The sequence below is a fragment of the Microbacterium sp. MEC084 genome, assembly GCF_004514465.2.
GTDB lineage: Bacteria > Actinomycetota > Actinomycetes > Actinomycetales > Microbacteriaceae > Microbacterium.
The window spans coordinates 181,528-193,962 of the sequence record NZ_MYFP02000003.1 but is presented as its reverse complement, the minus strand read 5'-3'; the positions used below and the strand labels follow the sequence as shown (position 1 = coordinate 193,962).

General features: G+C 72.0%; 8 protein-coding genes. 2 read left to right on the top strand and 6 right to left on the bottom strand.

The features are described 5' to 3' along the window. Positions 1–98 precede the first annotated feature (98 nt). A complete protein-coding gene (locus B5M43_RS05115; RefSeq protein ID WP_134745732.1) occupies positions 99–968 on the top strand; it encodes an A/G-specific adenine glycosylase in 870 nt (289 codons plus the stop codon). Between the two features lie 13 nt (positions 969–981). Here B5M43_RS05115 and rbfA read toward each other — a convergent pair whose 3' ends face one another. The 4 genes from rbfA to nusA form a co-directional block, all read right to left on the bottom strand. Further along, a complete protein-coding gene (gene rbfA, locus B5M43_RS05110; protein ID WP_134745733.1) occupies positions 982–1,419 on the bottom strand; it encodes a 30S ribosome-binding factor RbfA in 438 nt (145 codons plus the stop codon). An 84-nt stretch (positions 1,420–1,503) separates the two neighbouring features. Next, positions 1,504–4,308 (bottom strand): translation initiation factor IF-2, encoded by a 2,805-nt coding sequence (infB, locus tag B5M43_RS05105; protein WP_055993186.1) that lies wholly within the window; start codon positions 4,306–4,308, stop codon positions 1,504–1,506. A gap of 59 nt (positions 4,309–4,367) precedes the next feature. Then, complete coding sequence (locus tag B5M43_RS05100) at positions 4,368–4,640, bottom strand: YlxR family protein (RefSeq protein WP_082543178.1); 273 nt, start codon at positions 4,638–4,640, stop codon at positions 4,368–4,370. A 260-nt stretch (positions 4,641–4,900) separates the two neighbouring features. Then, positions 4,901–5,890 (bottom strand): transcription termination factor NusA, encoded by a 990-nt coding sequence (gene nusA, locus B5M43_RS05095; protein WP_055993184.1) that lies wholly within the window; start codon positions 5,888–5,890, stop codon positions 4,901–4,903. A 153-nt stretch (positions 5,891–6,043) separates the two neighbouring features. Between nusA and B5M43_RS05090 the strand changes: the two genes are divergently transcribed. After that, on the top strand, positions 6,044–7,555 hold the full coding sequence (locus B5M43_RS05090; protein ID WP_055993181.1) for a sodium:alanine symporter family protein: 1,512 nt from the start codon (positions 6,044–6,046) through the stop codon (positions 7,553–7,555). Between the two features lie 75 nt (positions 7,556–7,630). Here B5M43_RS05090 and B5M43_RS05085 read toward each other — a convergent pair whose 3' ends face one another. Both B5M43_RS05085 and B5M43_RS05080 read right to left on the bottom strand, forming a co-directional pair. Then, positions 7,631–10,429 (bottom strand): ExeM/NucH family extracellular endonuclease, encoded by a 2,799-nt coding sequence (locus B5M43_RS05085; RefSeq protein ID WP_134745675.1) that lies wholly within the window; start codon positions 10,427–10,429, stop codon positions 7,631–7,633. A gap of 213 nt (positions 10,430–10,642) precedes the next feature. Further along, a complete protein-coding gene (locus B5M43_RS05080; RefSeq protein WP_134745676.1) occupies positions 10,643–12,409 on the bottom strand; it encodes a proline--tRNA ligase in 1,767 nt (588 codons plus the stop codon). Between the last annotated feature and the right edge of the window lie 26 nt (positions 12,410–12,435).

Genomic DNA, 12,435 nt, shown 5'->3' with positions numbered 1-12,435 from the left:
GCCGCGTCCCCGCTGTCTGTCCGCCTTTCGGCGGGGTGCGGCATGCCGCTCCGGGCTGCCGTCCCCGCGCGTGCGCGCGCCCCGCTTAGCCTGGATGGATGCCCTCCGCCCCGCCGGTCGCCGAGCGCCTCACCCCGTGGTACGAGGGCGCGCGGCGCGACCTGCCCTGGCGCGCGCCCGGGTTCGGGGCGTGGGGTGTGCTCGTGAGCGAGTTCATGCTGCAGCAGACCCCCGTGGCGCGGGTCATCCCTCGCCTGGAGGCCTGGCTCGAGCGCTGGCCCACGCCGACGGCCCTGGCGGCCGATCCGCCGGCCGAGGCCGTGCGGCAGTGGGCGAACCTGGGGTACCCGCGCCGGGCGCTGTGGCTCCACCGGGCGGCGGTCGAGATCCGGGACCGGCACGCCGGCGAGGTGCCGCGCGACGTGGACGCGCTGCTCGCGCTGACCGGGATCGGCGACTACACGGCGCGGGCCGTGGCCGCGTTCGCGTACGGCGACCGGCACCCGGTCGTCGACACCAACACCCGGCGGGTGATCGCCCGAGCGGTGCACGGGCTGGCGCAGCCCGGGGCCCCGAGCCGCCGGGACCTCGACGACATGGAGGCGCTGCTGCCGCCTGACGACGCCGGCGCGGCCGTCATGAACGCGGCCGCCATGGAGCTCGGCGCCGTGATCTGCACGGCCCGCTCCCCGCGCTGCGGCGAGTGCCCGGTGCGGGACCTGTGCGCGTGGGTGCGCGCGGGCTCTCCGGAGACGCCCGACGTGCGCCGCCGTCAGGCGCGGTACGAGGGCAGCGACCGCCAGGCCCGCGGCGCGGTCCTGCGCGCCCTGCGCGAGGCCGGGTCGCTGCCGCACGAGGCCGTGATCCCGGACTGGCCGGACGCGCTCCAGCGCGACAGGGCCATCCTGACCCTCCTGGACGACGGCCTCGTGGAGTCCGAGGACGGCGTCCTGCACCTGCCCCGCTGACCGCCCGCGCGGATCAGTCCTCGTCGTCGAGCTCGCGGGGCTTCACGTAGGGGTCGGCGTCGCCGGCGTACTGCGCCGAGGCGGCCAGTCCCGCGACGGCCGCGTCGCGCTCGCGCGCCTCCTGCAGCAGCGCCGACAGGTGGTCGGCCGACTCCGGCAGCGCGTCGGCGATGAACTCCAGCGTGGGGGTGAGCCGGGTGTTGAGCTTGCGCCCGACCTCGCTGCGCAGCATGCCCGTCGCCGACTTCAGCGCGGCGCCGCTCGCGACGCGCTCCTCGTCCGAGCCGTACACGGTGTAGAACACCGACGCGTGCTGCAGATCGCCCGAGACGCGGACGTCCGTGATCGTCACGAAGCCGAGGCGCGGATCCCGCAGCCCCTTCTCCAGCCGCTCGGCGAGGATCACGCGGATCCGGTCGGCCAGGCGCGCCTGTCGTTCGTTCGCGGCCATGGTCTTCTCCCTCCCTGGAGAAAAAGGTCCTGCCGGGCGGCCGAAGCCGCCCGGCAGGATCAGTGTGTCAGAGCGACCCGCGCGTCACGCGCGCGGCTTCTCGACCATCTCGATGGTCTCGATCTCGTCGCCGATCTGGATGTCGTTGTACTTGCCCAGACCGATACCGGCCTCGAAGTCCGTGCGCACCTCGGTGACGTCGTCCTTGAAGCGGCGCAGCGACTCGATCGCAAGGCCGTCGGCGATGACCACGCCGTCGCGGATGACGCGCGCCTTGGCGTTGCGCGTGATCGTGCCCGAGCGGACGATGACACCGGCGATGTTGCCGAACTTGGAGGAGCGGAAGATCTCGCGGATCTCCGCGACACCCGACTGCTTCTCCTCGTACTCCGGCTTGAGCATGCCCTTGAGCGACTGCTCCACGTCGTCGATCGCGTTGTAGATGACCGAGTAGAAGCGGATGTCGACGCCCTCGCGCGCGGCGGCCTCGCGGGCCTTCGCGTCGGGACGCACGTTGAAGCCGATGACGATCGCGTTGTCGATCGTCGCCAGGTTCACATCCGACTCCGTGATGGCACCCACACCGCGGTGGATGATGCGCAACTGGACGCTGTCGTCGACCTCGATCTTGAGCAGCGACTCCTCGAGCGCCTCGACGGCACCCGACACGTCGCCCTTGATGATGAGGTTGAGCGACTCGACCTTGCCCTCCTCGAGAGCGCGGGTGAAGTCCTCGAGCGACATGCGCTTGCGGGCCTTGGCCAGCTGGGCGTTGCGCTCGACGGCCTCGCGCTTCTCGGCGATCTGGCGGGCGGTGCGGTCCTCGTCCGTGACGATGAACATGTCGCCGGCGCGCGGCACCGAGTTGAGACCCTGCACCTGCACGGGACGCGACGGGGCCGCCTCCTCCACGTGCTCGCCGTTCTCGTCGATCATGGCGCGCACGCGGCCGTAGGCCGTGCCCGCGACGATCGCGTCGCCGACGCGCAGCGTTCCGGACTGGATGAGCACCGTGGCCACCGAGCCGCGGCCCTTGTCGAGCTTCGCCTCGATCGCGACACCGCGGGCCGCCTTGTTCGGGTTGGCCGTGAGGTCCAGGCCGGCGTCGGCCGTGAGCAGCACGGCGTCCAGCAGGTCCTGGATGCCGGTGCCCTGACGGGCCGACACGTCGACGAACATGACGTCGCCGCCGTACTCCTCGGCGACCAGGCCGTACTCGGTCAGCTGCTGGCGCACCTTGGCCGGGTTGGCCTCGGGCTTGTCGACCTTGTTGACCGCGACCACGATCGGCACACCGGCCGCCTGGGCGTGGTTCAGGGCCTCGACCGTCTGCGGCATGATGCCGTCGTCGGCCGCGACCACGAGGATCGCGATGTCGGTCACCTGGGCACCGCGGGCGCGCATGGCCGTGAAGGCCTCGTGACCCGGGGTGTCGATGAAGGTGATCGCGCGCTCGATGCCCTCGTGCTCCGTCCAGATCTGGTAGGCGCCGATGTGCTGCGTGATGCCGCCGGCCTCGCCCTCGACCACGTTGGTCTGACGGATCGCGTCGAGCAGTCGCGTCTTACCGTGGTCGACGTGACCCATGACGGTCACCACCGGGGGACGGATCTCGAGGTCCTCCTCGCTCTCCGCCTCCTCCTCGGCCTCGAGGTTGAGACCGAAGCCCTCCAGGAGCTCCTTGTCCTCGTCCTCGGGCGAGACCATCTGCACCTTGTAGCCGAGCTCGGCGCCGAGCACCTCGAACGTCGCCTCGTCGAGCGACTCCGTGGCCGTGGCCATCTCGCCCAGGTGGAACAGGACGGTCACGAGGTTGCCGGGCTGGACCGACATGCCGGTGATCGACTCGATCTTGTCGGCGAAGTCCGAGATCGACGCACCGCGGCGCATCCGGATGACCGTGCTGCCGTCACCGCGCGGGACCTTGACGCCGCCGATGATCGGCGCCTCGCGCATCTCGAATTCCTGGCGCTTGGCGCGACGCGACTTGCGCTGCTTCGACTTGCCGCCGCCCTTGCCGAACGCGCCGGCCGTGCCGCCGCGACCGCGGCCGCCGGGACCGGGACGGCCCGGGAAGCCGCCGCCACCGCCGGCGGGCGCGCCGCCACCGGGACGGAAGCCGCCGCCACCGCCGCCACCCGGACGGCCGGGGCCGCCGGGACGCTGCTGGAACGGGGCACCCGGACGACCGGCGCCGCCGGGACGACCGGGGCGACCGGCGCCGCCGGGACCACCGGGACGCGGGGCGCCCGGACGGGGCGCACCGGGACGCGGCGGCTGCGGCTTGGGGATGTTGTTCGGGGTCGGGCGCTGGCCCATGCCCTGCGCCGAGGCGAAGGGGTTGTTGCCCGGGCGCGGGCCCGCGGGGCGCTGCCCCATGCCCTGCGCCGAGGCGAACGGGTTGTTGCCCGGGCGCGGGCCGCCGGGACGCGGCGCCGGGCGGGGGCCGCCGGGCGTGGGTGCGTCGGCCGCGGGCACGGCGGGCTTGTCCGCGGCGGGCGCCGCCGGCTTCTTGGCGGCGGGCTTCTCCGCGGCGGGCGCGGCGGGAGCCGGCGCGGCCGGAGCCGGTGCCGTCGGGGTCGCGGGCGCTGCCGGAGCCGGGGCGGCCTCGGCCTTCGGCGCCGCGGGCTTCGCCGGGGCGCCGGGCTTGGCGGTCGTCGCGCGGGCCGGGCCGGGACGGCCGGCCGGCTTCGCGGGCGCGGCGGGCTTGTCCGCCGGCTTGGCGGCGCCCTCGGCCTCGAACGCTGCGCGCAGCTTGCGCGCGACCGGCGGCTCGATCGTCGACGACGGGCTCTTCACGAACTCGCCGAGCTCTTTGAGCTTCGCCAGGGCGACCTTGCTGTCGACGCCGATCTCCGCAGCGATCTCATGTACGCGTGGTTTTGCCACAATTCTCCTGTCTGGGCGGCCTGCCCCGGACAGGGCAGACCTCTAAAGGCGGACGGGTCTCATTTCGAGCCGTTCACTTTGTTTCCATAGCCGTTCAGCCATTTCTCGAGGGTCTGCGTGTCAAGAGGGCCTGACACACGCAATGCTCGTCCGAAGGCGCGGCGCCGCAGGGCGTTCTCCGCGCACTCGCGAGTGGGATGCAGCCACGCGCCCCGGCCGGGCGAGCTCTTCCGCTCGTCGATGACGAGCTCGAGATCGCACGCGACGACTCGCATGAGAGCGGATCGGGGGGCACGCGTGCGACAGCCGACGCACGTTCGTACGGCTTCCATCCTACACCTCTCCTCTTTGCTCGCTTCGCTCGCGCGTCCCACGCGCTCGGGCACCCGCTTCGCGGATGCCGCTCGGCGAGGGACACCGCGTCGCTTCGCTCCGCGGGAGGCAGCGCTTCGCGCTGCGGGGCCGCATCCGCGGCACGCTCGCTGCGCTCGCACGACGGTAGATCATCGGGACGACCTGTCGGTCGTTGAGCGGAGTGAGCGTCAGCGAACGGAGACGAAACGGGCTGAGCGAGCGGAGCGAGTCGAAGCCGTCACTCCGCTTCGAGGATGCTGTCGGGCTGGATGTCGATCTTGGCGCCCGTGAGCTTGGCGGCGAGGCGGGCGTTCTGGCCCTCCTTGCCGATCGCGAGCGACAGCTGATAGTCGGGAACCAGCGCGCGCACGGCCTTGGTGTTGGCGTCGAGCACGAAGCTCGAGGTCACCTTGGCGGGCGACAGCGCGTTCGCGACGAACTTCGCGAGCTCCGGGTCGTAGTCGACGATGTCGATCTTCTCCCCGCTGAGCTCCTCGGTCACGGCGCGCACGCGGCGGCCGAGCTCGCCGATGCAGGCCCCCTTGGCGTTGATAGAGGGGTCCTTCGCGACGACCGCGATCTTGGTGCGGTGCCCTGCCTCGCGGGCCAGCGACGTGATCTCGACCAGGCCGTTGGCGATCTCGGGGACCTCCAGCGCGAACAGTTTGCGGACGAGGCCGGGGTGCGTGCGGGAGACCGTGATCGCCGGGCCCTTCGTGCCCTTCGAGACGCTCGTGACGTAGACGCGCAGACGCGATCCGTGCGTGTACTCCTCGCCGGGCACCTGCTCCTCGGGGGGCAGGATGGCCTCGACCGAGCCGAGGTCGACGTGGATCATGCGCGGGTTCGGCCCCTGCTGCACGACGCCGGCGACGATGTCGCCCTCCTTGCCGCGGAACTCGCCGAGCACCGCGTCGTCCGCGATGTCGCGCAGCCGCTGGCTGATGACCTGCTTGGCGGCGTAGGCGGCGATGCGTCCGAAGTCCTCGGGGGTCGTCTCCTCCTCGCCGATGACCGCGCCCTCGTCGTCGGTCACGGGGATGTAGATGCCCACGTGGCCCGTCTTGCGGTCCAGCTGAGCGCGGGCGCCCTGCGGCACCTCGCCGCTCTGCGACACGTGCTTGCCGTAGGCGGTCAGGATCGCCTGCTCGATGATCCGCACGAGCTCGTCGAACGGAATCTCCTTCTCGCGCTCGACCGTGCGCAGCAGCCCCAGATCGATGTCCACAGCGACCTCCCTATTCAGCTCTCACCGGCATACGTCCCGCCGATATCCCCCTGACATTACCGGACCGCCGCGGCCGCTCGCTGTGAGGACGCCACCCGGAGGGTGCCCGGGGGCGAGTCGCGGCGCGCGCCGCCAGCGGGCAGACTGTCCCGGATGGACGAATTCGCTGACTGGCTCGCCTCGACGGGCGACGGCCTGTGGACTTGGATCGTGCTCCCCGTCGTGGTGGCGCTCGGTCTGTACCTCACCCTCCGCTCCGGCGTGGTGCAGTTCCGCCTGATCCCCGAGATGTTCCGGACCCTCACCGACCGCACGCCGCGCGACGCCGACGGCGCACCGCAGTCGGTGTCGTCGTTCCAGGCGTTCTCGATCTCGGCCGCGTCGCGCGTCGGCGTCGGCAACATCGCGGGCGTCGGAACCGCGATCGCGATCGGCGGCCCGGGCGCCGTGTTCTGGATGTGGACCATGGCGTTCATCGGCGCCGCGTCGGCCTTCTTCGAGTCGACGCTCGCGCAGGTGTTCAAGGTGCGCGACCGCGGCGCCTTCCGCGGCGGCCCGGCGTACTACATGGAGCGCGGCCTCAAGGCGCGCTGGATGGGCATCGCGTTCGCGATCATCCTGATCTTCTGCTTCCCGTTCGCCTTCTCCGCGCTGCAGGCCAACACCATCGCGGCGTCGAGCACGGCGGCGGTCGGCTCGATCGTCGGCGCCGACGTGTCGGGCTGGATGCCGCTCGTCGCGGGCGTCGTGATCGCCGTGCTGACCGGGCTGGTGATCTTCGGCGGCGTGCGCCGCATCGCCAACGTGTCGTCGGCGCTCGTGCCCGTCATGGCGCTGCTGTACCTGCTGCTGGGCCTGGCCGTCGTCACGGTCGAGATCGACCGCCTCCCTGCCGCGTTCGCGTCGATCTACACGCAGGCGTTCGGCTTCAACGAGGTCGTCGGCGCCGCGTTCGGCGTGATCGTGATGCAGGGCGTCAAGCGCGGCATGTTCTCGAACGAGGCCGGTCTCGGCTCGGCACCGAACGCGGGCGCCGCGGCGGCCGTCACGCACCCGGTCAAGCAGGGCCTCGTCCAGTCGCTCGGCGTGTACTTCGACACGTTCCTGGTGTGCTCGATCACGGCGTTCACGGTGCTCGTGGCCGTCCCCGACCTGTCCGGCGCCGAGACCGGCATCGCGCTCACGCAGACGGCGCTGGCGTCGACCCTCGGCGACTGGTCGCTGACCGCGCTGGCGGTGATCGTGTTCCTGCTGGCCTTCAGCTCGATCATCGGCAACTACTACTACGGCGAGTCGAACCTGGAGTTCATCACCACCAGCCGCGTCTGGCTGCAGGTGTTCCGCGCGCTGGTCGTGGTCGCGATGCTCGCGGGCGCCGTCGCATCGGCCGCCGTGGTCTGGAACCTGGCGGACGCGCTGATGGGCCTCATGGCGCTCATCAACCTGGTCGCCCTGGGCCTGCTGTCGGGCATCGGGTTCCGCCTGCTGCGCGACTACACGCGCCAGCGGCGGGAGGGGCGCGACCCCGTCTTCACCCGCGCGCTGCTGCCCGACGTGACGGGCATCGAGTGCTGGGAGGACGAGTTCACGGTCACCGGGCCGCTCGACACCTACACACGAAAGAAGCAGTCGGCCAAGCACGCCGACCACCTGCACCACGGCTGACCCGCCGAGAGCGGGTCGTGACACGCGAGAGCGGCCGGGCGGATCATCCGCCCGGCCGCTCTCGTCGTCCGCGCGTCAGCCGATCCGCACGGGCTCCGACTCGGCCGTCGCCGGGCGGTATCCGTCCAGCGTGCCGGTGACCTGCACCGACACGTCGTGGCCCTTCAGATGGCCGGGGACGCGCAGCTCCGGGCCGCTCGCCCAGGCGAGGGGCTCGCCGTCGACGAGCCACTGGTACGTCAGCTCGGCGCCCTCGGTCCACACGCCCGGGTCGACCGTGAGGACCGCACCCACCTTGGGCGCGCCCTTGCTCGAGGTGATCACCGGCTCCCCCGCCTGCACGACGAGGGGCGGGAGGTCGAGACCCACGATCTCGGGGTTGTGGTCGCTCGCGCGGAACACCGACTCGTCGTACAGGATCGTCGCGTTGTAGTTGTGGCGGCTGTATTCGAAGCCCACCTGCTCCTGCGCGTTGATCTGCCAGACGTCGACGCCGGTCACCAGCTCGAGCGCACCCGTGTTGGCGAAGACATGGTCGAGCGAGCCGTCCATGCCGTCGAAGCTGTAGGTGGCCTCGCCGCCGTTGAGCGCGACGTTGACGTCGGTGTAGCCGGCCTCCTCGATGACCTGCACCGGGTCCTCCGCGCCGTACGCGTTGAAGTCGCCCGCGAGGAAGACGTCCTCGATGCCGGTCTCGGCGATGAGCTGGGCCGCGAAGTCCACCAGCGCGTGCGCCTGCCCGACGCGATCCGGGTTGGCCAGGCCCTGGCCCGTGCCGTCGTCGACCCCGGAGCCCTTGGACTTGAAGTGGTTGACCGAGACGAGGAACGCGTCCTCGTCCGACCCGCCCGCGGCCTTGAAGGCCTGGAACAGCGGCTCGCGCGCGTTGTCGAAGTTCTCCTCGTCGATCAGGATGCGCGACTCCCCCACCGGAACGACCTCGACGGGCTTGTAGATGAACGCGGTGCGGATGACGTCCTCCGACGCGAGCGGCGGGACGGTCGCGGGCGACGGGACGTACTCCCACACGTCGGCGCCGGCGTGCTCGTTGAGCGCGGAGACGAGCGTCGCGACCGCGAAGTCGCGGTCCTTCTGCCTTCCTTCCGCATCGAGGAAGTGGGCGGAGTTCTCGATCTCCTCGAGCGAGACGATCGAGGCGCCGAGGCCCGTGATCGCCTTCACGATCTTGATCTCCTGGCGCTCGAAGTCCTCGGCCTCGGCCGCGCCGCGCGGGCCGGTCGGACCGCAGTCGCGGGCCGTGACCGGGTCGCCGGCGCGGTCGTCGTAGGTGGTGCAGGTGCCGCCCGCCGCGACGTACTCCTCGACCGTGGTCGGGAAGTAGTTCAGGACGTTGAACGTGGCCAGGCGGGCGTCGCCGCCGACGTCCTGCGGCTCGAGGTTCGGCGTGCGGGTGTCGCTGAACGACACGACAGCCGAGCCGTCGTCCGTGACGGGGGTGGTGGGCTGGAAGGCCCACGCGCCGTAGCGGTACTCGAGCACCACGGGCTGCAGGAACGTCGCGGCCGAGCCGACGCGCACGGGGTTGGCCGGCGTGAGGTACGGCAGCGGGACGCCCTTGTTGGCGGTGCTGTTGAAGTTGGTGCTCGCGCCGTCGTCGAGACCGATGCGGCGCGCGTCGTTCTCGGCGCGGATCGCGTCGAGGCCGGCCGTGTCGTCCGCGTCGGCGTGCTCGGTCGGGGTCTTGAGCGCGCCCTCGCCGTGCGCGAGCACGAACGAGCCGTAGAAGTTGGCGTCGTAGTTGTCGGTGACAGTGAAGGCGTCGGCGGGCCGGATGAGCTCGCCCTCGTGCGCCTCCTTCTCGGCGGGCGCGTCGATCGCGGCCCAGTCGGTCACGGGCGCGACGGCACCGAGCGCCTCGGCGAGGACGGTGACGCCGCCCGCCGCGGGCGTGATCTCTGTGAGGCCCTGGTACTCGCTCACGACCCCGGTGACCCGCACGCTCTGGCCGATCTCGGCGCGCGCGTTCGAGCCGTACGCGAAGATCGCGTCGCTGCGGCCGTCGGCGGGGTCGCCCGCGGGGTCCTGGACGTAGAACCCGTTGAAGCCGCCGGTCCGGTAGTCGGCCGTGACCACGCCCTCGACCGTGACGGTCTGGCCGGCGAGCGGCGAGGCCTCGCCCGCGCCCTGCACGTCCGCGATGCGGATGACCGCGGGCGGCTCGGTGGGCGTCGGCGTCGGCGTCGGCGTGGGCTCCGGGTCGACCGGGCCGCCGTCGCGCGCTGCCTGCGGCGTGGGCGCGCCGGTCGCGAAGTCCGCGGCGTTCGAGTCGCTGTCGGCGCCGATGGCCGCACGCGCGACGCTCGTGCCGTTCGTCGTGCCGGGCGCGGGGGCCGTCTCGTACGTCGCGGCGGAGGTGCCCCATCCGATCATGTCGATGAGGTCCTCGCGGCCCGCGGCGTCGCCCGTCGCGCCCGCGTAGACCGACGTGCTCGGCAGCAGGAACAGGCGGCCGGTCGTGCCGGACAGGTTCGGCGCGCTGAGGGCGAGGTCGGCCTGGGGCAGCGGCTGCCCGTTGCCGTTGCCCGCCGCGAGCTGGACGAGGAAGGTGTCGCCGGGAGCAACCGTCCCGCTGAGCGCCGCGACGCCGCCGGATCCGCCCGTCGCGGACCAGTAGTTCAGGCCCATGCCCGCGAGGTCGATGGGCTCGGCCGTCGGGTTGTAGAGCTCGACGAAGTCGTGAGTGAACGCGGCGCCGCTGTTGCCGCCGCCGCCGTACACCTCGTTGATCACGAGCTCGCCGCCGTCGGGGGCGGCGTGCGCGGCGGTGGGGAGGGCGGCGAGGCCGGCGGCCGCGAGGGCGACGCTCGCGAGGCCCGCGAGGCGGCGCGCGCTGGCGGGACGGGATGAGGACATGCGGGGACTCCGAGTCTGGCGGGGAGGTGAGGGGCACTGACCCGGGCACACTATCGCCGGGCACGGACACCACTGTCCACGACACCCCTGGACCGGCCGTTGCGGGCAGGTTACGTGTCGGGAAACATGCCCAGGGCATGACGCGGAACCGCCCAGGTCACACGCGGATGCGGGTGACCTGGGCGGTCGGATGCGATGCGGCGGGTGCAGGCCTCAGCGGGCGGTGAGGCGCGCGACGGCCTCCGGGGCGGGCACGACCTCGCGCTCGCCCGTGCGGCGGTCCCACAGCTCGACCTCGCCGTCGGCCGCGCCTCGGCCGACCACCAGCAGCTGCGGCACGCCGATCAGCTCGGCGTCGCCGAACTTGACGCCGGGCGAGACCTTGGGCCGGTCGTCGAACAGCACGTCCAGACCGGCGGCCTCGAGCTCGGCGACGACCTTCTCGCCGAGGTTGAGCGCGTCGTCGCCCTTGCCCGTGGCGACCACGTGGATGTCGAACGGCGACACCGAGGCGGGCCAGATGAGCCCCTTGTCGTCGTTGTTGAGCTCGGCGATCGCGGCCAGGATGCGCGTCACGCCGATGCCGTACGACCCCATCGTGACCGTGACGAGCTTGCCGTTCTGGTCGAGCACCTTCAGGCCCAGCGCCTCGGCGTACTTGCGCCCGAGCTGGAACACGTGGCCGATCTCCATGCCCCGCTCGAGCGTGATCGGCGTGCCGTCCGGGGCGATGTCGCCCTCGCGCACGGTCGCGACGTCGACGACGCCGTCCGCCGTGAAGTCGCGGCCCGCGACCAGCGAGTGCACGTGCTTCTCGTGCTCGTTCGCGCCGGTCACCCACGCGGTGCCGTCGACCACGCGCGGGTCGACCAGGAACCGGATGCCGCTCGCCGACTCCTCCCCCAGCACGGCGCCCTGCGCCGACCAGGGGCCGATGTAGCCCTTCACGAGCGCGGGGTTCGCGGCGAAGTCGGCCTCGGTCGCGGCCTCCACCTCGGCGGGCGCGAACGCGGCCTCGACGCGCTTGTCGTCCACATCCCGGTCGCCGGGCACGGCCACGACGACCAGCTCGCGCGTGCCGTCGGGCTGCTTGAGCGCGAGCACGACGTTCTTGAGCGTGTGCGCGGCCGTCCACTCCCCCGACGCCGGCGCCTCGATGTGCGCGTTGAGGTGGTCGACCAGGGTCTGGATGGTCGAGGTCTGCGGCGAGTCGAACACGACCGGCGCGGGCTGCCCGTCGAGCGGGAGGGGCTCGGGCGCGAGCGTCTCGAAGGCCTCGACGTTCGCGGTGTACCCGCCCTCGGAGCGCACGAACGTGTCCTCGCCGATCGGCGTGGGGTGCAGGAACTCCTCGGACTTCGAGCCGCCCATCGCGCCGGCGTCGGCCTTGACGATGACGTACTCCATGCCGAGCCGCTGGAAGATGCGCTCGTACGCGTCGCGCTGCGCCTGGTAGGACGCATCCAGCCCCTCATCCGTGTAGTCGAACGAGTACGCGTCCTTCATCGTGAACTCGCGGCCGCGCAGCAGGCCCGCGCGCGGACGCGCCTCGTCGCGGTACTTGTCCTGGATCTGGTAGATCGTCAGGGGCAGGTCCTTGTACGACGAGTACAGGTCCTTCACCAGCAGCGTGAAGGCCTCCTCGTGCGTCGGCGCGAGCAGGTAGTCGGCGCCGTGACGGTCGTGCAGGCGGAAGATGCCGTCGCCGTACTCGGTCCAGCGGTTGGTGGCCTCGTAGGGCTCGCGGGGCATCAGCGCCGGGAAGTGGACCTCCTGCGCGCCCGCCGCAGCCATCTCCTCGCGGATGATCTGCTCGAGCTTCGCCTTCACCCGCAGGCCGAGCGGGAGCCACGCGAAGATGCCCGGGGCCTGGCGCCGGATGTACGACGCGCGCACCAGCAGACGGTGGCTGACGACCTCCGCGTCGGCGGGGTCCTCCCGGAGGGAGCGGAAGAAGAAGGATGAGAGCCGCGTGACCATAGGCATCCAGTCTATTGACGCGGCGC

Excerpts from the sequence above, each read along its gene's own strand:
- B5M43_RS05115 (WP_134745732.1), top strand. The coding sequence starts at position 99 with ATGCCCTCCGCCCCGCCGGTCGCCGAGCGCCTCACCCCGTGGTACGAG.
- rbfA (WP_134745733.1), bottom strand. The coding sequence starts at position 1,419 with ATGGCCGCGAACGAACGACAGGCGCGCCTGGCCGACCGGATCCGCGTG.
- B5M43_RS05100 (WP_082543178.1), bottom strand. The coding sequence starts at position 4,640 with ATGGAAGCCGTACGAACGTGCGTCGGCTGTCGCACGCGTGCCCCCCGA.
- B5M43_RS05090 (WP_055993181.1), top strand. The coding sequence starts at position 6,044 with ATGGACGAATTCGCTGACTGGCTCGCCTCGACGGGCGACGGCCTGTGG.
- B5M43_RS05085 (WP_134745675.1), bottom strand. The coding sequence starts at position 10,429 with ATGTCCTCATCCCGTCCCGCCAGCGCGCGCCGCCTCGCGGGCCTCGCG.
- B5M43_RS05080 (WP_134745676.1), bottom strand. The coding sequence starts at position 12,409 with ATGGTCACGCGGCTCTCATCCTTCTTCTTCCGCTCCCTCCGGGAGGAC.